The organism is Synechococcus sp. UW140 (genome assembly GCF_900474295.1).
In the GTDB taxonomy this organism is placed as follows: domain Bacteria; phylum Cyanobacteriota; class Cyanobacteriia; order PCC-6307; family Cyanobiaceae; genus Synechococcus_C.
This window is the reverse complement of the sequence record NZ_UCOB01000031.1, coordinates 1-21915: the sequence shown is the minus strand read 5'-3', so window position 1 is coordinate 21915 and position 21915 is coordinate 1. Positions and strand designations below refer to the sequence as shown.

At 60.3% G+C, this 21915-nt stretch carries 27 protein-coding genes; 11 read left to right on the top strand and 16 right to left on the bottom strand.

Annotated features, from left to right (window positions below; all coding sequences use genetic code 11):
• Positions 1-39: 39 nt before the first annotated feature.
• Positions 40-1530, top strand: coding sequence for a cysteine--tRNA ligase (gene cysS, locus DXY10_RS12850; protein ID WP_115019846.1), 1491 nt, complete (start codon positions 40-42; stop codon positions 1528-1530).
• 22 nt (positions 1531-1552) lie between these two features.
• Here the strand turns inward: cysS and DXY10_RS12845 are convergent, their stop codons facing one another.
• On the bottom strand, positions 1553-1786 hold the full coding sequence (locus tag DXY10_RS12845) for a hypothetical protein (protein WP_115019845.1): 234 nt from the start codon (positions 1784-1786) through the stop codon (positions 1553-1555).
• Between the two features lie 123 nt (positions 1787-1909).
• On the opposite strand from DXY10_RS12845, the gene DXY10_RS12840 reads away from it, so the two are divergent.
• Positions 1910-2329, top strand: coding sequence for a DUF2721 domain-containing protein (locus DXY10_RS12840; RefSeq protein ID WP_115019914.1), 420 nt, complete (start codon positions 1910-1912; stop codon positions 2327-2329).
• Between the two features lie 27 nt (positions 2330-2356).
• On the opposite strand, the gene DXY10_RS12835 is transcribed toward DXY10_RS12840, so the two are convergent.
• Positions 2357-3694 carry a sodium-dependent transporter gene (locus DXY10_RS12835; protein ID WP_115019844.1) on the bottom strand — a complete coding sequence of 446 codons (1338 nt, stop codon included), beginning with the start codon at positions 3692-3694 and terminating at the stop codon, positions 2357-2359.
• Between the two features lie 77 nt (positions 3695-3771).
• On the opposite strand from DXY10_RS12835, the gene DXY10_RS12830 reads away from it, so the two are divergent.
• Positions 3772-5019, top strand: coding sequence for a 1-deoxy-D-xylulose-5-phosphate reductoisomerase (locus DXY10_RS12830; RefSeq protein ID WP_115019913.1), 1248 nt, complete (start codon positions 3772-3774; stop codon positions 5017-5019).
• Positions 5016-5396, top strand: coding sequence for a ferredoxin (locus DXY10_RS12825; RefSeq protein ID WP_115019843.1), 381 nt, complete (start codon positions 5016-5018; stop codon positions 5394-5396). Before DXY10_RS12830 ends, DXY10_RS12825 begins: the two co-directional genes overlap by 4 nt.
• Here the strand turns inward: DXY10_RS12825 and DXY10_RS12820 are convergent.
• Genes DXY10_RS12820 through DXY10_RS12800 form a run of 5 tightly spaced genes read right to left on the bottom strand, consistent with a single transcriptional unit; the run spans position 5371 to position 9646 of the window.
• Entirely contained in the window at positions 5371-5556 is a 186-nt protein-coding gene (locus DXY10_RS12820; protein WP_115019842.1) for a hypothetical protein, read from the bottom strand. The genes DXY10_RS12825 and DXY10_RS12820 overlap by 26 nt on opposite strands.
• A gap of 29 nt (positions 5557-5585) precedes the next feature.
• The gene (locus tag DXY10_RS12815) at positions 5586-6725 is read right to left on the bottom strand and encodes a YheT family hydrolase (protein WP_244282309.1); all 1140 of its coding nucleotides are present in this window, start codon (positions 6723-6725) and stop codon (positions 5586-5588) included.
• 10 nt (positions 6726-6735) lie between these two features.
• Positions 6736-8157: an NAD(P)(+) transhydrogenase (Re/Si-specific) subunit beta gene (locus DXY10_RS12810; protein ID WP_115019840.1), complete on the bottom strand. Its 1422-nt coding sequence runs from the start codon at positions 8155-8157 to the stop codon at positions 6736-6738.
• Positions 8157-8501 carry an NAD(P) transhydrogenase subunit alpha gene (locus DXY10_RS12805; RefSeq protein WP_115019839.1) on the bottom strand — a complete coding sequence of 115 codons (345 nt, stop codon included), beginning with the start codon at positions 8499-8501 and terminating at the stop codon, positions 8157-8159. The genes DXY10_RS12810 and DXY10_RS12805 overlap by 1 nt, the downstream gene beginning before the upstream one ends.
• Complete coding sequence (locus DXY10_RS12800) at positions 8501-9646, bottom strand: Re/Si-specific NAD(P)(+) transhydrogenase subunit alpha (RefSeq protein WP_115019838.1); 1146 nt, start codon at positions 9644-9646, stop codon at positions 8501-8503. The genes DXY10_RS12805 and DXY10_RS12800 overlap by 1 nt, the downstream gene beginning before the upstream one ends.
• Before the next feature lie 118 nt (positions 9647-9764).
• On the opposite strand from DXY10_RS12800, the gene DXY10_RS12795 reads away from it, so the two are divergent.
• Entirely contained in the window at positions 9765-10343 is a 579-nt protein-coding gene (locus DXY10_RS12795; RefSeq protein ID WP_115019912.1) for an EF-1 guanine nucleotide exchange domain-containing protein, read from the top strand.
• Positions 10344-10362: 19 nt separating this feature from the next.
• On the opposite strand, the gene DXY10_RS14680 is transcribed toward DXY10_RS12795, so the two are convergent.
• Entirely contained in the window at positions 10363-10539 is a 177-nt protein-coding gene (locus tag DXY10_RS14680) for a hypothetical protein (protein WP_170955848.1), read from the bottom strand.
• A 60-nt stretch (positions 10540-10599) separates the two neighbouring features.
• On the opposite strand from DXY10_RS14680, the gene DXY10_RS12790 reads away from it, so the two are divergent.
• From DXY10_RS12790 to trxB, 3 genes are all read left to right on the top strand, one after another.
• The gene (locus DXY10_RS12790; protein WP_244282308.1) at positions 10600-12084 is read left to right on the top strand and encodes a DEAD/DEAH box helicase; all 1485 of its coding nucleotides are present in this window, start codon (positions 10600-10602) and stop codon (positions 12082-12084) included.
• A 96-nt stretch (positions 12085-12180) separates the two neighbouring features.
• On the top strand, positions 12181-12426 hold the full coding sequence (locus tag DXY10_RS12785; protein ID WP_115019837.1) for a hypothetical protein: 246 nt from the start codon (positions 12181-12183) through the stop codon (positions 12424-12426).
• Between the two features lie 149 nt (positions 12427-12575).
• Entirely contained in the window at positions 12576-13979 is a 1404-nt protein-coding gene (trxB, locus tag DXY10_RS12780) for a thioredoxin-disulfide reductase (RefSeq protein WP_115019836.1), read from the top strand.
• Between the two features lie 70 nt (positions 13980-14049).
• Here trxB and infA read toward each other — a convergent pair whose 3' ends face one another.
• A complete protein-coding gene (gene infA, locus DXY10_RS12775; RefSeq protein ID WP_006041809.1) occupies positions 14050-14319 on the bottom strand; it encodes a translation initiation factor IF-1 in 270 nt (89 codons plus the stop codon).
• A 317-nt stretch (positions 14320-14636) separates the two neighbouring features.
• Between infA and DXY10_RS12770 the strand changes: the two genes are divergently transcribed.
• Positions 14637-15290 carry a pseudouridine synthase gene (locus DXY10_RS12770; RefSeq protein ID WP_115019835.1) on the top strand — a complete coding sequence of 218 codons (654 nt, stop codon included), beginning with the start codon at positions 14637-14639 and terminating at the stop codon, positions 15288-15290.
• Here DXY10_RS12770 and DXY10_RS12765 read toward each other — a convergent pair.
• From DXY10_RS12765 to DXY10_RS12745, 5 genes are all read right to left on the bottom strand, one after another.
• Positions 15244-16041 (bottom strand): methyltransferase domain-containing protein, encoded by a 798-nt coding sequence (locus tag DXY10_RS12765; protein WP_115019834.1) that lies wholly within the window; start codon positions 16039-16041, stop codon positions 15244-15246. The genes DXY10_RS12770 and DXY10_RS12765 overlap by 47 nt on opposite strands.
• 65 nt (positions 16042-16106) lie before the next feature.
• Positions 16107-16322 carry a hypothetical protein gene (locus DXY10_RS12760; RefSeq protein WP_115019910.1) on the bottom strand — a complete coding sequence of 72 codons (216 nt, stop codon included), beginning with the start codon at positions 16320-16322 and terminating at the stop codon, positions 16107-16109.
• Between the two features lie 163 nt (positions 16323-16485).
• Positions 16486-17448, bottom strand: a complete 963-nt coding sequence (locus DXY10_RS12755; RefSeq protein WP_115019833.1) for an NAD(P)H-binding protein — start codon at positions 17446-17448, stop codon at positions 16486-16488.
• A gap of 61 nt (positions 17449-17509) precedes the next feature.
• On the bottom strand, positions 17510-17608 hold the full coding sequence (petM, locus tag DXY10_RS12750; protein ID WP_115019832.1) for a cytochrome b6-f complex subunit PetM: 99 nt from the start codon (positions 17606-17608) through the stop codon (positions 17510-17512).
• A gap of 28 nt (positions 17609-17636) precedes the next feature.
• The gene (locus tag DXY10_RS12745; RefSeq protein WP_244282320.1) at positions 17637-18716 is read right to left on the bottom strand and encodes a N2,N2-dimethylguanosine tRNA methyltransferase; all 1080 of its coding nucleotides are present in this window, start codon (positions 18714-18716) and stop codon (positions 17637-17639) included.
• Between the two features lie 99 nt (positions 18717-18815).
• Here DXY10_RS12745 and DXY10_RS12740 point away from each other — a divergent pair, with 99 nt between their 5' ends.
• Positions 18816-19826, top strand: coding sequence for an alpha/beta fold hydrolase (locus DXY10_RS12740; RefSeq protein ID WP_115019909.1), 1011 nt, complete (start codon positions 18816-18818; stop codon positions 19824-19826).
• Entirely contained in the window at positions 19823-20353 is a 531-nt protein-coding gene (gene ilvN, locus DXY10_RS12735; protein ID WP_115019830.1) for an acetolactate synthase small subunit, read from the top strand. Before DXY10_RS12740 ends, ilvN begins: the two co-directional genes overlap by 4 nt.
• Positions 20354-20398: 45 nt before the next feature.
• On the opposite strand, the gene DXY10_RS12730 is transcribed toward ilvN, so the two are convergent.
• A complete protein-coding gene (locus DXY10_RS12730; RefSeq protein WP_115019908.1) occupies positions 20399-21091 on the bottom strand; it encodes a peptidylprolyl isomerase in 693 nt (230 codons plus the stop codon).
• A 5-nt stretch (positions 21092-21096) separates the two neighbouring features.
• Positions 21097-21633 carry a photosystem I assembly protein Ycf4 gene (locus DXY10_RS12725; protein ID WP_115019829.1) on the bottom strand — a complete coding sequence of 179 codons (537 nt, stop codon included), beginning with the start codon at positions 21631-21633 and terminating at the stop codon, positions 21097-21099.
• Between the last annotated feature and the right edge of the window lie 282 nt (positions 21634-21915).

Genomic DNA, 21915 nt, shown 5'->3' with positions numbered 1-21915 from the left:
GGCTTCGCCGTAACCTCCATCTAGTGTTTGGCCAGACCTGTGCCCCTTCGCTTCACCAACAGCCTGCGGAATCGAACAGAAACGTTCGAGCCACTGAAGCCTGGTAAGGCGTCGATCTATTGCTGTGGGGTCACTGTCTATGACCTCTGCCATCTGGGCCATGCCCGCAGTTATATCAATTGGGACGTACTGCGCCGTTACTTAATTTGGAAGGAATACGAGGTCACTTTTGTACAAAACTACACCGATATTGACGACAAAATCCTCAACAAGGCTGCCGCAGAAGGCAGCACAATGGAAGAAGTAAGCGAGCGCAATATTGAAGCCTTTGAAGTCGACATGGCAAGACTAAACATCCTACCTGCCGACCGCATGCCTAGAGCGACAGGGTGCATTGATGGAATCCAGACATTAATTAGCGAGCTGGAAAACAAAGGAGCTGCATACAGCTCTAGTGGTGACGTTTACTTCGATATCTCCAAAGCGAATAATTACGGCCAACTCAGTGGCCGCGATCCCAACGACCAGCAGCAAGGCGCCAGTGGGCGCACCAACGATCAGGAAGACGATCGCAAACGCCATCCTTTCGACTTTGCCCTCTGGAAAAAGGCGAAAGATGGTGAGCCAAGCTGGGATTCCCCCTGGGGTCCCGGCCGACCTGGATGGCATATCGAATGCTCTGCCATGGTGCGCCAGGAATTCGGACCCACGATTGACATCCATTTGGGTGGTGGCGACCTGGTCTTTCCCCACCACGAAAACGAGATCGCTCAATCCGAAACAGCGAATGGAGAGCCGCTAGCCAAACTCTGGATGCACAACGGCATGGTCAATGTCGGCGGCACAAAGATGTCGAAATCTCTGGGCAACTTCACCACCATCCGAGCCCTGCTCGACGATGGTGTGTCGGCCATGACCTTACGCCTGTTCGTATTACAGGCCCACTACCGCAAGCCCCTGGACTTCACCAAAGAAGCGCTGGATGCAGCCACAACAGGCTGGAAAGGACTGAACGCAGCCATTGCCCTTGGTCACCACCATGCAGCCGCATTGCGCTGGCCTGACGCACCTGCCCTTTCCAAAGGCGCGCAAACCGCCTCGGCCAGCCAAAACGATGGGTTTGATTCGTTCCGGGACCGGTTCATCACGGCCATGGACGATGACCTCAACAGCTCCGGAGCCCTTGCAGTCCTGTTCGACCTAGCGCGGCCCCTGCGCGGCATCGCCAATCGTCTTGACCGAGGCGACCAGCCAGAGCAATCCACCGAAGAACTTGCAGACCTTCGGAATCGATGGCTTCTGCTGCGGGAACTTGCTGCCGTGCTCGGCCTAAGCGAGGAAGAACACCCTGGAGCGGAGCAAGCGGGCGCGGCCGATGACGCCACGATCCAGGCTGCGATCGAAGCGCGCAAAGCGGCCAAGGCCGCCAAGAACTTCGCAGAAGCCGACCGCATCCGCGACGAACTGACCGCCCAGGGCATCGAACTGATCGACAAGCCTGGTGGGATCACGGAGTGGAGGCGGGCTTGATCCTGGACGGCGAGCAGAAGGGTCAGCGCTGCTGATCCTTCATCATCACTTCGATCTTGCGAATCCGTTCAAGAGTGGTGGACCACACCTCGAGTCGAAAACGGTCTTCAGCCAGATCGGTCGACGTGCCGCTCTCAACCATCTCGCGTAACGCCTTGACCTTGGCCTCCAGATCTTCACGCTGCTCGAATGCATCCCAGAGCTGACGCTCGAGCTTGGCCCTCTCGATGAAATTCCAACGCTTCAGCCAGAACATCCGTAGCCGCGTGTGATCGCACCCTGTCTACCTGACTTGAAACATGAAAAGCTCTGACCGCGTCCCTAAGGTCTGATTCAGCCGACGGTCATGCCGTCCACCTGGCTTGTTTTTGCCATCACCATGCAACCCGAAAGCCTGTCCAAGGCGATTCAGCTCTCGGTAGCACCTGTGTTCCTGCTGGCCGGCATCGGCGCCTTGATGAACGTGCTCTCAGGCCGACTGGCCCGGATCGTTGACACCACCAAACAGGTTCGTCTGCAGCATGAAAAGGGAGAAGCCGAGGGCATGGATGCTCGAACTCGGCGCATCTATCGGCAGCGCATGCAGCTCACGATCCGCGCCATCGGGCTGCTCACTGCCACCACCCTTCTGATCGCCGCTGTAGTGGCAACGATGTTCCTCAGTGTGGTCTTTCAGCTCAACCTCACCGCGGTGGTGGTGCCTCTCTTCATCGGCGCGATGATTCTGCTGATGCTGGCCTCCCTGTGTTTCCTCCGGGAGGTCCAGCTGTCGGCCATGCTTTTACAAACCCTGATCTGACTCTTCTGGTTCAGCGACGATCCAAACTCAGCTTGCGCCAGTCCAACTCCGCACCAGATCAACAACGCTGATCACAAGACCGAGAGCGACGACCGGCGGCGAAACCCAGCGCAAGGCCAACAGCAGAATCCGACGCAGAAGCGGAGAACTTCCAGATTGGCTGAGATCCTCTTGAAAACGCGACGGGAGCACCCAGCCCATCAAGACGCAAAGGAGCAGGCCACCCAGCACCAACAACACCCCTCCAAACACCGAGGCCATCCACCACAACACGGGTGTGGATGTCGCCGCGGGTAATCCGAGAATAAAAATCAACGTCGCCGAAAGGCACACAGCCTTGCTGCGATTCCAACCCAGAGCATCCATCAGAGACGCAACAGGAACCTCAAGCAATGACACCGCTGAGGTAATGCCAGCGATATAAGCCAGAACAAAAAAGATCACCGCCACGGCAAGACCAACACCGCCCAGAGATGACAACCCCGTGGGCAGCGCAATAAAAATGGCGCCCAAGGGCCTGGATCCAACAAGATCGATCAACCCAAAGCTCATCACGATCGGGAATGTGACCATGCCTGCCAGTAACCCGACAGCCGTATCCATGCCAACGATGGCGACAGCTTCCCTCGGCAAACGCGCCCGCCGATCGAGATAAGCCGAGTAACAAAGGATGCAACCAATGCCAGTACCAATCGAGAAGAATGCCTGTTCAAAAGCATGACGAATGGTCGTTAAATCAAACAAATAGGCTGCATCCCAGTGCAGCAAGAAAGTGTTGTAACCGCTCACCGCGTCAGGCAAACGCCCAGCCCAGATCACCAGGCCAATCAACATCACGAACAGCAGAGGCAATCCCCAACGTGACAAGCGTTCGATGCCCCCTCTAATGCCTGCAGCGACAACACAGGCTGTCAACAACAAGCTGATTCCTTGGCCCAACAATGCGGAACGGCCACCACTGAGTCCGTCATAGAAAGCCGTCGCTTCCGCCTCATTTTTGGGAAGACCATCGATCAGCGCATGGATCAGGGTGGTCCCGGTCCAGCCCATCAGCACGGCGTAAAAAGCAAGGATTCCGCAGGCAGCCACGACGAAGAGCCAGCCCAACGGCCGCCAACGTTGATCAGCGGCTGTCCCGGGCGCCAGCAACGGGCTCTGGCCAGTGCTCCGGCCCAGAACCATCTCAGCCACGAGCACTGGCAGGCAAACCACCAGCACGATCAAGAGATAGAGCAGAAGAAAGGCGCCGCCACCGCCTTGAGAGGCTCGGTAAGCAAATCCCCAGAGATTGCCCAAACCGACGGCACTGCCGGAAGCCGCCAGCACAAACCCCAGGTTCGACCTCCAGTGTTCTTTCACCGCCATCCGCTTTGGGACCCTTTGAGCTGGCTGAAGTTTGCCAGGGTTCGGCATGGGAAACTGAATCCAACCGCCAGATCGACGTGAAAGCCATCAGCGTGCTGGGCTCCACGGGCTCGATCGGCACTCAGACTCTGGAGATCGCCCAGGAGTTCCCAGAACAGTTCAAGGTGGTGGCTCTCACCGCCGGTCGCAATCTGGCCCTTCTGGTTGAACAGATCCGGAACCATCACCCGGAGGTCGTCGCCCTCGCCGATGAAACTCTGCTTCCAGAGCTTCAGGATCGGCTTCGCAGCGCAGACATTCTCGGCTCAGCCGCTCCCCAACTGGTCGGAGGAGCCGACGGCCTCAACGTGGCCGCTTCTTGGGATAGCGCCGATCTTGTCGTCACAGGGATCGTGGGCTGCGCTGGCCTGCTGCCGACCCTCGCGGCAATCAGCGCTGGCAAAGACCTCGCTCTTGCCAACAAGGAAACCCTGATCGCCGCCGGACCGGTGGTGCTACCAGAACTGAAGAAGAGCGGCAGCCGTCTGCTGCCGGCGGATTCGGAACACTCCGCCATCTTCCAGTGCCTGCAAGGCACTCCCTGGGCCGATAACGCTCGCCTCTCCACTGGGGTACCCACCCCAGGCTTACGTCGCATCCAGCTCACCGCCAGCGGCGGAGCCTTCAGAGACTGGAAGGCCGAGGACCTCAAGAAAGCGACCGTGGCCGATGCCACCTCCCACCCCAACTGGAGCATGGGGCGCAAGATCACCGTTGACTCCGCCTCCCTGATGAACAAAGGCCTCGAGGTGATCGAAGCTCACTACCTCTTTGGCCTTGATTACGACCACATTGAAATCGTGATCCACCCTCAGTCGATCATTCACTCCATGATCGAGCTGGCCGATTCCTCCGTATTGGCGCAGCTGGGCTGGCCCGACATGAAACTGCCCATCCTTTACTGCCTCAGCTGGCCCTCGCGACTGGAGACCCCCTGGCGCAGGCTCGACCTCACCGAGGTAGGACAGCTCAACTTCCGCAAACCCGACCCAGCCAAATACCCCTGCATGCAACTGGCCTACGCCGCCGGACGAGCCGGGGGAACCATGCCTGCCGTGATGAATGCCGCCAACGAAGAAGCAGTCGCCCAGTTCTTAGAAGAGAAGATTCACTTCCTCGATATCCCCGAGGTGATCGAAGCGGCCTGTGAGCGACACAAAAACGACTTGATCAGCCAACCCCAGCTTGAGGATGTGCTGTCTGTTGATCAATGGGCGCGTCAGGCAGTGCGTGAACAGGTCGCCCGTGGAACCCGTCACATCCCTGCTGGCGCCTTCGCGGCATGAACGGCGAACCATCGCCGGAACCACGCATCAGCCATCACCTCCTGCTCTGTGCCACGCCCACCAAAGCCAAATGCTGTGACCCCGAACTGGGACTCAAAAGCTGGGATGCACTCAAGCGGCTGATCCGCGAGCTCGACCTTGAGAATCCCCAACGCCCTGAAGGGATGGTGCTGCGCTCCAAGGTTGATTGCCTGCGCATCTGCGAGCAGGGACCGATCCTGCTGATCTGGCCTGATGGGATCTGGTATCGCGAAGTGACCCCGGAACGGCTGGGAACAATCCTGCGCGAACACGTGGTGCTAGGCAGGCCCTGCCAGCAATGGATGCTCAAGCACACACCACTCTCAAGCGTCAGGTCTGCTGCTGATCCAACATGAATTCAGGCGAGAGCAGCTCTCCCTGCAGCAGGGAGAGCAGCACTTCAGCCGATTCAGCCCTGCCATTTTGAATCAGCTCATCGGCGAGGGCCAGCATCACTTCAGCCTGTTGTTCGGTCATCGGAACAGTGGGGATCGCAGTCCCTTCAGCCTCAACCATGGGGCTGAGGCTGGAGATGATTCAAGGCATCAACGACCTTGATCCTGCGCACAGCGGCGGCTGAACCATGCGCAGGCCAGCCGATCCGACCAGCAGCCCTGACTGAGACTGTCGCCAGGGCTATGAAAGCCGTTATGCCCGCCCCGGTGGGTGAGCAGTACCGACACCCGATCCAGATCGCCGTCTTGGCCTGAGGCCACCAGCGCACTCTGCAGACGCATGGCGGACTCCACCGGCACCCAAGGGTCATCCATCGCCTGAAGCAACATCGTGGGCGGCAAGGCCATCGGCTGCTCCAACAGCCTGGGCAAGGGAGAGGCGCCGGCGTAGTAGGCATCCACATCGAGATAACCCCAACGTGGTGCCGTAATCGCCGCATCAAAGGCCCGGATCGTGCGCGGCGGATCCAGACCAAGAGCCTTCTCCTCATCGGCGCTCACACCGAAGGGGTCGGCGAGGGTCTGTCGCACCAGCCGTTGCAAAAGCCAGCGCTGATAGATCCGATTACGTGGGCGTTCGATCGACGCGCTGCATAAGGCTAAATCGAGGGGACTGCTGGCACAGAACAGACCATCCAGCGCCCCTGGCATCGCCAGGCAGGCATTGAGGAGCATGGTGCCTCCGAGGGAAATACCTGCCCCATAGAGAGGAATTGAGCTGGACTGACTGGCCTGCAGGGCAAGGTCTGCGGCCAGCTGGCGTGCCCGTTCCAGCACCGGAAGAAGATCACTGTTGCAGCAAGCCGCATACGTCCCACCGGCCAGATCACGTCCGGGATCGGCACCGCGCAGGTTGAGTCGCAGCACGGCGAAGCCTGCCCCCTGCAGGCTGAGTCCTAGCCGACGCAGGCCCTCGCGGCGACTCGAGCCGCCTAGTCCATGCAGGAGAACCACCAGAGCCCTTGGCTTGGCACAGCCCCCATCCAGTGGCGCAATGGGACGATCAAAATAGGCCAGTAGCTGACCGGCTTCAGCGGCACCACTGGCCAGAGCAGGAACAGAAATCTGGATCGGAGCACCGTGATCCAGTGGGAGAGAGACGGGCCGCAAGGTGTCGCGAAGGGTCTGGAGATCTCCCCCCAGCCATGGCCAGCGCTGCTGATACGGAGAAACCCCCAACTGCTCAAGCAGCCGGGGGTTCTCGATCACGCAGGAGACGTGGTCTGTCACTGGGAAAGACTCACTTCTTGCCGACGCCAAGCTCCTTGAGCTCGCCCAGCAGATCACCCAGCACCTTCTTGGCATCTCCAAACACCATGGAGGTGTTGGCGAGCTCGAACAGATCGTTCTTGATGCCGGAATAGCCGGCGCTCATGCCGCGCTTCACCACGAAGACGGTGCGTGCCTGCTGCACATCCAGCACAGGCATCCCATAGAGCGGCGAGTTTGGATCGGTCTTGGCCTGGGGATTGACCACGTCATTGGCACCGAGCACCAGCACCACATCGGTGGCGGGGAACTCAGGATTGATCACATCCATCTCTTTGAGCTGCTCGTAGGGCACATCCGCCTCTGCCAGCAACACGTTCATATGCCCAGGCATCCGGCCTGCCACAGGGTGGATCGCATAGGCCGCCTCTATGCCAGCAGCTTCAAGCGAGCGAGTCACTTCTCTCAGAGTGTGCTGGGCCTGGGCAACAGCGAGACCGTAGCCTGGAACAATCACGACACGCTCGGCAGCCTCCAGGGTGAGAGCACATTCCTCCACGCTGCAACTGGTGATGTTGGTGTATTCACCACCTCCGCCTCCGGCAGCTGCTGAAGCCCCGAGGGCACCACCAAACAACACGGAGACCAGGGAGCGGTTCATGCCGTTGCACATCACCTGGGTGAGGATCAGGCCGGCGGCACCCACCATGGCGCCCGCCACGATCAGCAGCTGACTGCCCACCACAAAACCTGCCGCGGCCGCAGCCACGCCGGAATAGCTGTTCAGCAGCGAAATCACCACGGGCATGTCTGCACCGCCAATCGGCAGGGTGACGCCAATGCCGAGCAGACCTGAGGCAATCACCAACAGCCAGAGGGCTTCCTGGCTGTTGCCCTCGGTTGCGATCAACTTGATCGCAGCCACCAGGCAAACCACCGCCAAAGCTATGTTGACAAGGTGGCGAAGCTTGCTCTGCATCCAAGACGGAGTGGAGAGCCAACCCTGGAGTTTGGCCATCGCCACGATCGAGCCCGTGAAGGTGATCGCACCAACAAACACAGAGATCACGATCGAAATAATCGCGACGAGCGTGCCGTCATCAAGCGTTCCGGGGAACAGAGCTGCAGCCAGAGCAACCAGCAGGGAGGACATGCCTCCGCAACCGTTGAACAGCGCCACGGTCTCCGGCATGGAGGTCATGGGGACGCGCTGGGCCGTGATGGCGCCGAGCACACCACCGACCAGGGTGCCTCCAATGATCCAGATCCAGGCCTGAGCCGTAAAACCCGGAGCACCGAGGTAATTGAAGAGAAGACCGACAACGGCGAGGGCCATGGCCACAGCCGCTAACTGATTGGCCTCCCTGGCAGAACGCACCTTGGAGAGCCCTTTGATGCCGAGTGCCAGCAGCAGAACGGCAACCAGATCGATCGCGTACTTGAGGATGTCCATCAGCGGTTCTCCTTTCTGGCCGGCTTGCGGCTAAACATGGCGAGCATGCGATCGGTGACGAGGAATCCACCGATCACGTTGAAAAGGGCAAAGCCCAGGGAGACGGAACCCAGGATCAGCAGTGGTGTATTCCCATTCGCTTTGATGATTGCGGTTAGGGCCGCCAGCATCGTGATGCCCGAAATGGCGTTAGCACCGCTCATCAGCGGCGTATGCAGCGTTGGAGGCACCTTGCCGATCAGCTCAAGGCCGAGAAGGCTGCCAAGCAGAAGCACCCAAAGGGCGTCCACCAACGGGGGAGTCTGGGCCGCGCTGGCCGCACCTAAAAGGAAAAGAGGATCCATCAGTTGGCTCCGGGGGTGAGAACGTCGCCGCGACGGATGCTGCCGTCCTGGGCGATCAGACAACCGGCGATGAGTTCATCCTCGGTATCGAGGCTGAACTGGCCGTCCTTGAACATTGGCTCCAGCAGTGCCAACAGGTTGCGGGCATAAAGAGCGCTGGCGTGGTTGGGCACCGAGCAGGGCAGATCATTGGCCCCGATCAGCTTCACGCCCTTGCGATCGACCGTCTGGGAGGGCTGGGTGTCAGCGCAGTTACCGCCTTGGGCCACGGCCAGATCAACCACCACCGACCCCGGGCGCATGCGGTCAAGCATGTCGTCACTGATCAGACGGGGAGCACGCCGACCAGGCACTTGGGCGGTGCAAATGGCCACATCTGCCTCGGCCAACTGATCGGAAAGCTGCTGACGCTGGGCTGCGAGAAAGGCCTCTGAGGCCTGCTTCGCATAGCCACCGGATTCGGCGGGCTTGTCGTCCATCTCAGGGGGCTCAATGAAACGGGCACCGAGGGACTCCACCTGTTCCTTCACGGCAGGGCGAATATCACTCACAAACACCACAGCACCAAGTCGGCGGGCGGTTGCTACCGCCTGCAGACCCGCCACACCAGCACCAAGGATCACCACCTTCGCCGGCTGCACCGTGCCCGCAGCCGTCATCAGCATCGGGAAGTAACGGTCAAGAGCAGCGGCCCCGAGCAGTACAGCCTTATAGCCAGCGATGTTGGCCTGGGAGGAGAGGGCATCAGCAGACTGCGCCCGGCTGATGCGTGGCAGCAGCTCCAGTGCCATGGCCGAAAGGCCACAATTCTTGAGGGATGTAGTCAGCGACTCGTTGCTGTAAGGCGAGAGCAGACCCACCACCAACGCACCGTTGCGCAGCTTGGCCAAGGCCTGTTGCTGAGGGGTCTGGACGCAGAGGAGCAGATCAGCCTGCCCCCAAGCCTGAGCATCCCCAACGGCCACCAGCTCGGCCCCGGCCTCTGCATAGGAGGAATCAACAAAACCGGCGGAAGCACCTGCTCCCTGCTCGATGGCAACCGAACAGCCCAGGCCGATGAACTTCTTGATGGTTTCCGGGGATACAGCGACGCGTGTTTCCGCCGCCGCTGTCTCAACAGGGATTAAAAGTCTGGGCAAGATCATGACGCCGCCGACCCAAGGGAGATTACGGGGTCGCCGTATCGGTTACCGCAGCTTTCCTGAAGATTGCTTTGTGATCAAGACACCCTGGCTAAGCAAAAAGAGCCCCCTGAGCAATCCCATGGGCCTTAAGGCGATCGAGTGTCCCGATGGCGTCTGCCACAGCCACCACGGTGGCCATGCGGTTGAGCGCACTGCCATGCGCGAGGTTCTCCAAGAGCACGGCCGTGAATGGTGCGAACGCCTGGCTGAACGTATTTATGAGATTTCGGTCGACACGTTTACCCAAACAGTGATGCCGAGCCTGCATGCAGAGGGCTGGCAGCGCCGACATCTCGATTGGGAATTCAAGCTGGCGGATGAGAATTCCGAGCCAGACCGCACCCTTGTAGACGGCATCATCAACGCCACTGAAAGCTTTCTGCGAAGCAGTGAAGTGCACCGCCTGTTTATCCAGGAACTGGTGGAAGGCACGCTCGAAGAAGCCAGCGATGAGCATCTACAACGCCAGGCTGTGCGTTATCTGATTGATGGTGAACTGCTCAGCCTGCTCAGAGAAAAGAAAGAGGATCTGCTCGATCGTTGCGCCTCCCAACTTCTGGAGAGTGCCGAAGGTGATTTCGAGCAGGCCCGCACAGCGGCAGGCGAAGGGTTGGATGAAGTGCAGAGGCTTCTGACGAATCACAGCGAAGCACTCTGACGATGGGGAGGTGTGCTGCTCAGAAGAGCGGCATCACCTCCTGCTCCAAGGCTCGAGCTAGGCGATTCCGTCCCTGCTGATGGAGGAGCCTGGCGCGGAGGATGAGCGGATCAATGTCACAGTCCAGCGCCAAGCAGTGCTCCAGCAGCTGTGGCTGCTGGGGGCTGGATCCAGGTGTGTAAGGAAGTCTGGCCATGGCGCGAATGGGATCTCACCCGCAGGGCTGATGGCCGGAAGCTAAGGATGCCTGAGCCGTTTGGAATGGTTAGAAAGACTCATCTTTCCGATCAGTCCCATCGCAGCACCGTCGTTCGCTCTCTGCTCCGATGCGGACCAACCCCGCATCCGGCCGCGAATCTGGCAACAACAACTGATCCAGCTGCTGCGGCGCCGCAGTGATCCAGCCAGCACCAAGGGAAGAGATGTGCTCGTGCATGCCGGCCCCGGGGCTGGCAAAACCCTGGGTGCTTTGCTCGGATTTCAAGCCATGCAGCACGAAGGCAGGCTGTCGCGCTTTGTGGTGTTCTGCCACCGCACCTCGATCCTGCGCCAATGGCGTGATGCGGCCGCTGGTTTGGGCTTAAGCCTTGAAGAGTGGTCAGCGTGCAGCAATGCTGGCCTCCTAGAACAAGCGGATGGATGGCTGCTCACGTACCAGGCTGCGGCGCGTCAGCTCCCCACCCTGATGGCAGCAATACAGAAATGGGGTGGACCTGACCTCCTGGCGATCGCCGATGAAGCCCATCACCTCGGCATGGACCCCGACGAACCGGATGGGCCCATCTGGGGACGGACCTTTCTGGACCTCAGCCATGGCTGCCGGCTGAGGCTCGGGTTAACAGGCACGCCCTTCCGAGCGGACAACCTGGCCTTCTGCGCAGCCCGGCGCGTGCGCGTGGAAGCCCAAGGGCAACTGGTGGAACAAATCAGCCCAGACTTGTGCGTAGAGCCGCGGCAACTGATTGCCGCCGGAGATGTTCGCCCTCTGGAGTTCCACTTCCAGGACGGCTGGGTGGAACACAGCCGAGAAGGGATGCCCGACAGGGATGTGTCACCACTCTCTGCTGAACAACGTGAAAGTTGGCGTGCTCGCAACCTGCGGCGCGCCATCCGGCTGTCTGATTCCAGCAGCATTGCCCTCCAGCTGCTGCTGCGCGCGCGCCGTCAACTCGAGCGTGTGCGCCAACAGCATCCCCGGGCGGGTGGTCTTGTGATCGCCCGCGACATTGACCACGCCTCGGCGATCGGGAGGCTGCTGGAGGAGGAGGGCGACAGGGTGGACCTGGTGCATTCTCAGGATCCAGACGCCGCCCAACGGCTCGCCCAATTTCAGGAAGGACAGGCCGACTGGCTTGTCAGCATCGACATGTGCGCCGAAGGATTCGATGCCCCCCGGCTGAGGGTGGTGGCCTACCTCACCACCGTGGTGACCCGAAGCCGCTTTGTGCAGGGCATCACCAGGGCCGTTCGCATGTCCTCGGAACGGGCAGCCATCGAAGACATTCCTCGAGACCCCTCCGTCATCTTCGCGCCAGCCGATCCACTGCTGATGAGCTATGCGCGCAGTTGGTCCCTATCGGAGCCCTACCGGATTCGCAGCGATCAACCCGAAGACGACGCCAAAGAAACTGCTGGCGGTAGCTGGAGAGGGCCAAGCCTGCCCCTGGAGGCAGTGAACGATGGCGCCGGCGAAGTGATCCGTCTGCGCACTCCGGAATTACCCCATTTCCTGCAGCAATGACGACATCATTCTGCGTAGAAAAATGCGAAGTTCTGCACAATTCAGGCGCAAATGGTCCCCTTGACCTAGCAGCCTGTTCGCATCTGGGAGCAGATCATGGACGCAGCCATCGAACGACGAGTCAGCGTTGCGACCTGCTGGGCAAGCACAAGAATCGCAGTACTCGACAGCGCTGAGCGCTATGAGGACAGTTACGCAATCACCCAGGAATTTCGAGAATGGATCACCTGTATCGGCGATCACCAAGAACTGCTTGAGGAATCTGTACTTGTAGCGCCTCGAACACCGAGTAAACGCCCCCAACTCGATCGAGACGCCAGCGACAACACCCTCGAAATCTAAAGCTAAGATTAAATTCCAGATTAATTTCGCTTTAATTCCATCTCAATTCTTGGCGTCATTCCGGTCAATATCCGGCGACACCACAGAGATAATGCAACAGAGGCGGGCCATCACCCCTAGGCTTAACTCATACCCGTTCCGCCTAAGTCATGATCGCCCCCGGGCAGCTTGGATCCGACACATCCGCTGAGGGTGACGTTGAAAACCTCGTCATTGTTGGCTCGGGACCAGCCGGCTACACCGCCGCCATCTATGCCGCAAGAGCCAATCTGAGCCCTCTGCTGATCACAGGCTTTCAGCGGGGCGGCATCCCCGGAGGTCAGCTGATGACCACCACCCACGTTGAGAATTTTCCGGGCTTCCCCGATGGCGTGCTCGGTCCCGATCTGATGGACTTGATGAAGGCCCAGGCGGAACGCTGGGGAACGCGCCTGGTGGAAGCTGACGCCGACGCCATCGACCTAAGCCAAAGACCCTTCCGGCTTCAGACCGAGGGCCGCACCATCCATGCCCAGGCCCTGATCATTGCCACTGGAGCCAGTGCCAATCGCCTCGGGCTTCCAAGCGAGCAACGCTTTTGGAGCAGTGGAATTAGCGCTTGCGCCATCTGCGATGGAGCCACACCCCAATTCCGCAACGCAGAACTGGCAGTGGTTGGTGGCGGTGATTCCGCCTGTGAAGAGGCGGTGTATCTCACCAAGTACGGCAGCCATGTGCACCTGATGGTGCGTTCAGATCAACTGAGAGCCAGTGCAGCCATGGCGGATCGGGTCACGGCCAACCCCCAGATCACAGTGCACTGGAACACTGAACTGGTGGATGCCTTCGGAGAGGACTGGTTGACCGGACTCACCATCCGCCACCGCATCAGCGGCGAAGAGACTCAATTGCCGGTTCGGGGGCTCTTCTATGCCATCGGTCACACCCCCAACACCGATTTGCTGCAAGACCAACTCCAGTGCGACTCCAAGGGTTACCTGATCACCGAACCCGGGCGCCCGGAAACCTCGAAGGAAGGGGTCTATGCCGCTGGCGATGTGGCTGATGGCGAATGGCGACAAGGCATCACCGCAGCAGGCAGCGGCTGCCAGGCCGCCCTCGCGGCCGAGCGTTGGCTCAGCCACCACAATCTGGCCCAACTGGTGCGACGGGACTCGGTGGAACCCAAGCAGGCGGAGACTCCCCAACCGAGTGAAGCCGTTACAGAGGTCACGTATGACCCCAATGCCCTATGGCAAAAGGGCAGCTACGCGCTGCGCAAGCTCTATCACGACAGCGACAAGCCACTTCTGGTCGTCTACACCTCACCCAGTTGCGGCCCCTGCCATGTGCTCAAGCCCCAGCTCAAACGAGTTCTCAACGAACTTGAGGGGCAAGCCCAAGGAATTGAGATCGATATCGATGCAGAGCAGGAGATCGCTGAACAAGCCGGAGTGAACGGCACTCCGACGGTGCAACTGTTCAAAGCCAAGGAGCTCAGACAACAGTGGCGTGGCGTCAAACAGCGCCAAGAGTTCAAAGCTGCCCTCGAACAACTGCTAACGGCACGCTGATCGGATCCAGAACGCCATCAAACACTTCAGCTTCAGACCGGAAGCGAGGCACAAGTTCGCTCAGCCTGGATCAGCGACGGCGAGGGCCACCTGGACGGTTTCCACCCGGCCGTCCACCTGGGGCTCCGGCATTGCGCTCTCGATAGGTAATCCGACCGCGCGTGAGGTCGTAGGGACTGATCTCCACCAGCACCTTGTCGCCAGCCAGCAGTTTGATCCGGAACTTCGTGAGCTTGCCGGCAGCACGGCACAGACACTGGTGACCTGCGGGCTGTTCGAGGGTCACGAGGTAGAACCCGTTGCCCTGCTCCTTTTCAATCACGCCCGAGGTTTCGATCATGCGCCGGCGATTGAGCTCTGTAGTTGAGGACAGTTTAGGTGGCGACCTGCTCGACCACAGGACGGTTGTTTGTCTCTAGGGTCCATGTCGCTGATCGGAGCAAATGATTCTGCCGCCTCTCACTCTTGATCTTGGACTGCTGCTGATTTCGATCGGCGTTGTCAACTTGTGGCGGGCCCGTCAAAGCTCTACCTAGCGTGATGGACTCCCCCTCTGGATTGTGAGCGGGATGGCCTCACCCAAGGCCAGTTGATGAAGCCGGCTCCTGCCTCTCCGTCATCCCGGGCCATGTCTCAACATCAAGCCGGTGCACGGTGATGGCAGAACAACTCTCCACCCTGCTCCTGCACAAGCCCTACGGCGTTCTCAGTCAGTTCACGCCAGAACCCAACTGCCGCTGGGGCTGTCTAGCGGATCTGGTTCCAATCCCTGATGTGTATGCCGCCGGCCGCCTCGACGCTGACAGCGAGGGCCTGCTGCTCCTCACGAGCAACGGCCGTCTTCAGCATCGGCTCACCTCCCCTCATTTCGGCCACTGGCGGTCCTACTGGGTCCAGGTGGAAGGCGAAGCCAAACACGAGCATTTGCAGAAGCTGGAACGCGGACTGGTCATTCAGGGAACAATGACCTTGCCCGCCAAGGCAGCACTGCTGGAGCCAGCCCTGAGTCTCGGGGTGACGGAGCGCAATCCCCCCATCCGTTTTCGAGCAAAGATCCCCACCAGCTGGATTGCCCTCTCACTCCGCGAAGGTCGCAACAGACAGGTGCGCAGGATGACAGCGGCGGTGGGCTTATCCACCTTGCGACTGATCCGTACCAGCCTCGACCTGATGGATGGCCAACCAAACTTGAACCTGGAGGGCCTGGCCCCAGGGCAGTGGCGCCGAGTCAGCCCCGACGAGGCAAGGAGACTCAACCGCCTACTCAGCAGCAGGAGCGCCCCGAACCCGGCAAGGCACCAACGAGGGTGACGGCACGGAATTCAATGCCTTCCACCACTTTCCATGGCTGCTCAGACCGGTCGGCATAGGAAACAGCTTCGAATCCCAGTGACTTGAAGTCGTTGAGAAACGCCTGCTCCTCCCAGGCCCCGCTGATACAACCGCTCCACAACTCAGGGTCCTGCTGCAGGGCGAGAGGAACGGGGCGATCACAGACGATATCGCTGATCGCAACCCGGCCCTCAGGCCGAAGCACCCTGCGGATGTTGTTGAGCAGGCGCTGACGGGCAGAAGGGTTGACCAGATTGAGCACACAATTGCTGAGCACCAGATCCACGCTCGCATCGGCGATCAACGCAGCACCATCCAGCCCTGGTGCATCAAGGGCCTCAATCGCGCCCTCCAGAAAGCTGACGTTGCTGAAGCCGATGCGCTCCGCCACCACAGCGGCCGCACGACGGGAGAGCCCCAACATGTCGCGATTGCGATCCACGCCGATCACGGCACCCTCTGCGCCCACCACCTGGGCACAGATCAAAGCGTTCTTGCCACTGCCACTGCCGAGGTCGAGCACAGTGTCACCAGACGCAACCCAGCGAGTGGGATCACCACAGCCGTAATCACGCTCAACCACCTCAGTGGGGATGACCTTCAACCACTTGGGGTCAAAGGCGACAGGCGTACAAAGGCAGGATTCCTGCTCTTGGGCTGCGGCGCCATAGCGGGCTTCAACGGCACTGGTCTGATCCAGAGGCGTCGCAGGGCCACAGCAGCTACTCATCAAGCCAAGTTGATCAATTCGGCACCTATCCAAGCAGGCGAAGCTTTCAAGCGACGCCTTCGGGTTCACCCCAAGACATCCTGGAGCTCGCGAACGGTCTGCCACTGGCCGTAGTAGTAGTTGGCAGTGGCCCTGCGGTCCGCATCTTCGAGCCCATCAAAGGCATCGAAACCGAGCGTGCGCCAGAGCTCATGACCACAGGATCGGGTCAGCTCGGCCTCCGCCTCACGGTTGAGGTTGTCGAGGCGACGCTGCAGATTCTTGATTTGAGCGACGGACATCGCAAACGACGACGCAGGAGACCCGGCCACCTTACCGAAGAATCAGTACATCTGCACTACAGGTGGGAGTAGCGACGGTTGCTCGCGGGTCTTGCTGCGCTAGCGACTAGAGCTCTGACTTGAATTGACGCCAAGCCAACAGACGTCATGCTCATGGCTGCGATCAGAAGGGCAGCTTCTTCTTGGCGTCTTTATCGAGATCAGCCTCCATCGCCTTCAGTCGCTTGAGAATCGTCTCGTAGTACTCACGGATGTAGTCCTCCAACGCGGTCGTTTCCGAAGCCTCGAGCCCAAAAGCGCCATAGCTGGCCTCCATCGGCGCATCGAGCCCCTCCGTGCCACCAGTCACCTCTACAAACGCAAGACGCTCTGCCACATTCACAGCCGACTCGAAGAAATTGCAGACGGCTTGCAGCAACTGGATCAAAGCCGGCGGCACCCGAAAAACCCGAGCCGACTTTCCGCTGTAAAGCTCACACAGCTGTACCACTTCACCGGTATTCCAGGCTTTTGGACCGACCACAGGGAAGCTGCAGCGCACGGTTTCAGGACGCTCCAACGCAGCCACGGCGAATCGCGCCACATCCTGGGTGTTCATATAGGCGATCGCGGTAGGACTGCCACTCACCCACACGGTCTGACTTTCGAGCACGGGAATGGCGAACTGACCGATCACACCCTGCATAAAGGCTGCGCCCTGCAGGATCGTGTAGTCGAGCTCTGATTCCTCCAAGAGCCTCTCAGTGCAGTATTTGATGTCCATCAAGGGCACCTGACGGTGCTTCTCTGCAGCCAGCAAAGAGAGAAAGACCAAACGCTGAACCCCAGCCTTCTCACAGGCTCGGAACAGGTTGAGCTTGCCGTTCCAGTCCGTCTCGTAAACGCTGCGAGGGTCGTCCGGTCGACTGGTGGCAGCGTCAATCACCGCATCCATATCCTCGAGGGCGTAATCGAGGCTGGCGGGCTCGAGCAGGTCACCGCGGGTGAGCTCGCAACCCCACTCCTGGAGGAAGGATGCTTTGCGGGGTGTTCGCACCATGCAGCGAACCTGATGGCCTGCATCCAGGGCCTGGCGGGCAATTTGCCTTCCAAGGGTGCCAGTTGCTCCAACCACCAGAACCTGCATAGGGTTCGCTCGCACAAGTGCAGGAGCCTAAAGGGATGACTTGCTGATCGGGAGCTTGGCGTCAGTCACCCTGGAGCTTGAGCAGCAAGGCTCCGCCCACAAGACCAACGGGGATCAGAACCCAAAAGATTGCAGCAGTTCCAAAAATCTCCGCGGCCATGGTGGGGGCAAATCGTTTCAACACCCATTTAACGATCCTTACGGCCGAGATGGCGGCAAACCTGCAACAAGCTGTCGAGAGGAGCATCTGTACGGAGCTGTCCGGCCATCACCCCGCTGGCGCAGGCCTGATACCCAGACGCTTGCAATGCCCCGACCAGATCGATGAGAGAGGGAGGCCCCTGGAGCTGGAGTCGTCGGGCTAGTTCAGCCGTCGACCAACAACACACAGGCAAGCCCGGGTCGGCCTGCAAACGTTGGAGCAGACGACGCCCTGGCTTCGCCAACGTGTGCTCCAGAGCATCAGCGAGCTCCAGTAGCTCGCTGATCACAGCAGGCGATTGCAACGGCCCCAGCCAGAGGGGTCCCGTCACAGCCCAACGCCCCTGGCTGCCCTCGCAAGCACAAGACGGCCAACCCTGCAGCCTCAACAGTGGCTGCATCGCCTGGGCCCCACATCGCTCACAACGGGCAAGCAATCCCAGCTGCTGCTCCTCCCCGTCGGCCAGCCGTCGCCGCATCCGCACCGCCAATCGAAAGGTGCGGCCATCACTGAAACAAGCCAGGGGCTCTAGACCACGGCCCAGCATCCAGGCTTCCCGCGCCAGCACAGCCAGTTGCAAGCGCAGGGCCACTTCCCAACTGGCCGGATGGGTCCGCGCCGCTGCAGCGAACTTACGAACCGCAGCAACCCTGTCATGACCAGTGGGCGAGCGGCCGTCCGTACTGGCTAGAAGCAGCACCCCATCGAACGCAAGCGCTTGCAAGCTGGCCTGCAGCAGCCCATTCGGACAGCCAAAGGCATCCAAATCGATGAGGTCGAAATGATGCTGATCGAGATAGGCACGACGCAACAGCACCTCCGCCGGCTCCTGATGACAGGCGAGGGTGAGACGCGCTGACCGAAGTGGAGCCAGGTTGCGCTGCAGCTGGAGCTGGCGTGCAGCATCGGCATCGTTGACGGTGAGCGTGACCGCTGATGAGGTGCGGATCGCTGGCAGCGCTTCTAGCCCCCAGCGCACGGATCGGATCCCGCAACCCGCCATCAGATCCAGCCATCGACAGGGACTCTCTCCGCGCTGCCGCAACTGCCAAGCCGCCATCAGCACGGAGAGATCCCGAGAAGGTCTGGACTCCGGCCGGAAGAAGCCGTCGCCAAGCTCCAGCTGGGCAGCACCTTCGCGATAGTGAGATGTGTCGTGGCTCAGATGCCTGTGGATGCAACCGCTCTCCAGACTGCCGGGCAGGGGGTGGTGCGCCAAACCGACTGGGGGGAAAGCGCACGTTGGCAGTGGCAGGGCATGCAAAGTCACTGGCGCGTGCACGGCCCTAGGCAGGGTCGACCACTAGTGCTGCTGCATGGATTCGGTGCCAGCAGCGACCACTGGCGGCACAACGCACTCCACCTCGCTGAGGCGGGGTACCGGGTGTATGGGCTTGATCTGATCGGATTCGGACGCTCCGAACAACCAGGCCACAACCATCGCAGACCTCTCGACAACCGCCTCTGGGCCAGACAGCTCAGCGCCTTTCTCGAACAGGTGGTAGGGGCCGATGCCACCAGGCAGGCGGTGCTGGTCGGCAATTCTCTTGGAGGGCTAACAGCCCTCACCACAGCAGTCCTCCGCCCCGACCTGGTGGCCGCCGTCGTCGCTGCCCCGCTACCGGATCCAGCCCTGATGCAACCACTGCCACTCCGCAGATCTCGCTTCTGGCGCCGGCTGAGAAAGCCCTTCGTTGTGATGGCGATGCGACTGCTACCTCTGGAAGTGCTGATCCCGCTGATTAGCCGGACTGCACTGATCCGCCTTGGCCTTCAGGGTGCCTATCACCGCTCAATCCGTACCGACCGTGAGCTGCATCAACTGGTGGCCGCTCCAGCACGGCGTCCCACGGCCGCCCGTGCCCTCCGGGCGATGAGCATCGGCATGGCCCTCCGACCGCGTGGGGCCACCGCTCCGGCTCTAATCGAACGCCTCGCCTCCAGTCCGGAGGCCATTCCAGTGCTGCTGGTCTGGGGCCGGGAGGATCGTTTTGTCCCTCTAGTGATCGGAGAACAACTGCTGAAGCAATATCCCTGGCTGAACTTGGAGGTGATCGACAACAGCGGCCATTGCCCCCATGACGAAACACCTGATGCCTTTCATCAGGCCTTGCTGAGCTGGCTGGACCGTAACTTGGAGAGCACACGTCCGCTGCAAACGAAACGAGGGGAATGAAGCACACCCTGTCCGTGCTGGTGGAGGATGAATCCGGCGCCCTTAGCCGCATCGCCGGTCTGTTCGCCCGTCGTGGCTTCAACATCGACAGCCTGGCGGTCGGTCCGGCCGAGGCTGAGGGGCGTTCGCGACTCACCATGGTGGTGGAAGGGGACGAAAACACCCTTCAGCAGATGACCAAACAGCTCGACAAGCTGGTGAATGTGCTGCAGGTGCTGGACCTCTCGCAGATCCCAGCGGTGGAAAGGGAGCTGATGCTTCTCAAAGTGGCAGCACCGCCCGACCAGCGCAGCGCCATCTTGGAACTGGTGCAGGTCTTCCGGGCCAAGGTGGTGGACGTGGCAGATGACGCCCTCACCCTTGAGGTGGTGGGTGACCCAGGCAAGCTTGTGGCTCTGGAGCGACTGATGGCGCCCTATGGCATTCTCGAAATCGCTCGCACCGGCAAGGTGGCCCTGGAACGGGCTTCCGGAGTGAACACCGAACTGCTGAAGGCGGCGATCACGGGTGGGCGTGTTCCCGCCTGAGCCAATGCCCTGGCCGCTGTCGCTGTGGCGACAGCCGCAGCAAGCTCAAGGCGTGGGTGTCAGCAGGGCCGCCTTGGTGATGCGGTCATCGGCCTGGATGGCATCAACAACCTCCATCCCTTGCACCACCCGTCCGAAAACGGCGTAGCGACCATCGAGCTCAGGCAGAGGCCTCAGAGCGATGTAGAACTGAGCGCTGGCGGAATCCGGTGCCTGCGAGCGGGCCATCGCCAGTGCACCGCGGTCGTGAGCCAGTTCAATCTGTAAGAGATCACTGGGATTGCTGGTCACCCGTCCATAACGGGGTTGGTCTTCCTTTTTGAATTTGACTTCAAGAGGGATGTATCGGGCTTGACCGCTGGCCGGATCAATAAAACTGCCGCTGCCGTAGGCAGCCTTGGCTGTGTTCGGGTCTTTGGACGCAGGGTCTCCACCCTGGACAACGAACGGCACCGGTTCACGCACAACCCGATGGAAGACGGTTCCGTTGTAAACACCGCGTCGGACGAGGTCGACGAAATTACCCGCGGTTACCGGAGCCGCATCACCATCCAGTTCGAGAGTGATCTCACCACGACTGGTGGTCAGCAGCACAGTGGCCTTGCCCTTGAGGCAGGGACTACTGGCCTGAGCACAACCAATCGGAACAGACGCATTGGTTGCAGGGTTGCAACCCACCAACAAAGGCAGACAAAGGAGGGTTGCCAGACAGCTGGCCCAGAGGGAACGACGCGCCATCACAATCAAAGCCCCTCAAGGTTGACGCCCAAGAAACGGGCTAGCTCAGCGCCGTCCTGCTCAAGCTGTGCCAGGGGGAGAGGCTCACCAACCCGCGTCAGCGGCATGTCGCGACGACCCTGCACACGCAGGGAGATGCGCCGCCGGGGATTCAGACCATCCCGAACCTCCACCTTCACGGCCTTCACATCCTTGAGAGGAATCTCCACACTGAATGGCTTGCGAAAGCCGCGACGGGAAATGGTGACCACCCCTGCCTCACGATCAAACCGGTTACTGCCTGAACCCACGTCAATGGCAATGACCGACCAGAGATACGTTGCCAACAAGGCAGCGGCCACGCTGTAGAGACCCATGACGAGACCCTGAGGCACAAAAATCAGGGCTGCAGGATGACCGAGGGGCAGCAGATCCCTACCGAGATAACTGGAGAGAGAAGCCATCAGAAAGCCGATGCCTCCGATGCTCACCATCAGAGCCACCAGCACGTTGGAGAGTCGGCGGGAACCGAGAACCGGTTGTTCGAGCAGATCGGCAGACATGGATGCCCCTGGGGAGCGCCCATTGTGACCCGCAAGGGGATCAAGCTGATCCCAGCAGGGTCAGGTGAGAGGACAGAAACCTTGAAGCGAGGAAATCCGAAGAAACTCGAAAAACGCGTTTCGATACAACGGATTTCAGCTGATGCCAAACAGCCCCGCGGGTCACGCTGAAATTGTTAAGGTCGCCGGGTATCCCACAGCCTGCGGGAAACCGCACCCGTTCACTACTCATGACGATCGCTGTAGGACGCGCGCCTCAGCGGGGATGGTTCGACGTCCTCG

Excerpts from the sequence above, each read along its gene's own strand:
- DXY10_RS12840 (WP_115019914.1), top strand. The coding sequence starts at position 1,910 with ATGCAACCCGAAAGCCTGTCCAAGGCGATTCAGCTCTCGGTAGCACCT.
- DXY10_RS12785 (WP_115019837.1), top strand. The coding sequence starts at position 12,181 with ATGGACGCAGCCATCGAACGACGAGTCAGCGTTGCGACCTGCTGGGCA.
- DXY10_RS12795 (WP_115019912.1), top strand. The coding sequence starts at position 9,765 with ATGGGCCTTAAGGCGATCGAGTGTCCCGATGGCGTCTGCCACAGCCAC.
- DXY10_RS12770 (WP_115019835.1), top strand. The coding sequence starts at position 14,637 with ATGGCAGAACAACTCTCCACCCTGCTCCTGCACAAGCCCTACGGCGTT.
- DXY10_RS12760 (WP_115019910.1), bottom strand. The coding sequence starts at position 16,322 with ATGTCCGTCGCTCAAATCAAGAATCTGCAGCGTCGCCTCGACAACCTC.
- DXY10_RS12805 (WP_115019839.1), bottom strand. The coding sequence starts at position 8,501 with ATGGATCCTCTTTTCCTTTTAGGTGCGGCCAGCGCGGCCCAGACTCCC.
- DXY10_RS12765 (WP_115019834.1), bottom strand. The coding sequence starts at position 16,041 with ATGAGTAGCTGCTGTGGCCCTGCGACGCCTCTGGATCAGACCAGTGCC.
- DXY10_RS12755 (WP_115019833.1), bottom strand. The coding sequence starts at position 17,448 with ATGCAGGTTCTGGTGGTTGGAGCAACTGGCACCCTTGGAAGGCAAATT.
- DXY10_RS12845 (WP_115019845.1), bottom strand. The coding sequence starts at position 1,786 with ATGTTCTGGCTGAAGCGTTGGAATTTCATCGAGAGGGCCAAGCTCGAG.
- DXY10_RS12820 (WP_115019842.1), bottom strand. The coding sequence starts at position 5,556 with ATGGTTGAGGCTGAAGGGACTGCGATCCCCACTGTTCCGATGACCGAA.
- petM (WP_115019832.1), bottom strand. The coding sequence starts at position 17,608 with ATGGCCGCGGAGATTTTTGGAACTGCTGCAATCTTTTGGGTTCTGATC.
- DXY10_RS12730 (WP_115019908.1), bottom strand. The coding sequence starts at position 21,091 with ATGGCGCGTCGTTCCCTCTGGGCCAGCTGTCTGGCAACCCTCCTTTGT.
- DXY10_RS14680 (WP_170955848.1), bottom strand. The coding sequence starts at position 10,539 with ATGGCCAGACTTCCTTACACACCTGGATCCAGCCCCCAGCAGCCACAG.
- DXY10_RS12825 (WP_115019843.1), top strand. The coding sequence starts at position 5,016 with ATGAACGGCGAACCATCGCCGGAACCACGCATCAGCCATCACCTCCTG.
- DXY10_RS12800 (WP_115019838.1), bottom strand. The coding sequence starts at position 9,646 with ATGATCTTGCCCAGACTTTTAATCCCTGTTGAGACAGCGGCGGCGGAA.
- DXY10_RS12835 (WP_115019844.1), bottom strand. The coding sequence starts at position 3,694 with ATGGCGGTGAAAGAACACTGGAGGTCGAACCTGGGGTTTGTGCTGGCG.
- ilvN (WP_115019830.1), top strand. The coding sequence starts at position 19,823 with ATGAAGCACACCCTGTCCGTGCTGGTGGAGGATGAATCCGGCGCCCTT.
- trxB (WP_115019836.1), top strand. The coding sequence starts at position 12,576 with ATGATCGCCCCCGGGCAGCTTGGATCCGACACATCCGCTGAGGGTGAC.
- infA (WP_006041809.1), bottom strand. The coding sequence starts at position 14,319 with ATGATCGAAACCTCGGGCGTGATTGAAAAGGAGCAGGGCAACGGGTTC.
- DXY10_RS12725 (WP_115019829.1), bottom strand. The coding sequence starts at position 21,633 with ATGTCTGCCGATCTGCTCGAACAACCGGTTCTCGGTTCCCGCCGACTC.
- DXY10_RS12810 (WP_115019840.1), bottom strand. The coding sequence starts at position 8,157 with ATGGACATCCTCAAGTACGCGATCGATCTGGTTGCCGTTCTGCTGCTG.
- DXY10_RS12740 (WP_115019909.1), top strand. The coding sequence starts at position 18,816 with ATGCCTGTGGATGCAACCGCTCTCCAGACTGCCGGGCAGGGGGTGGTG.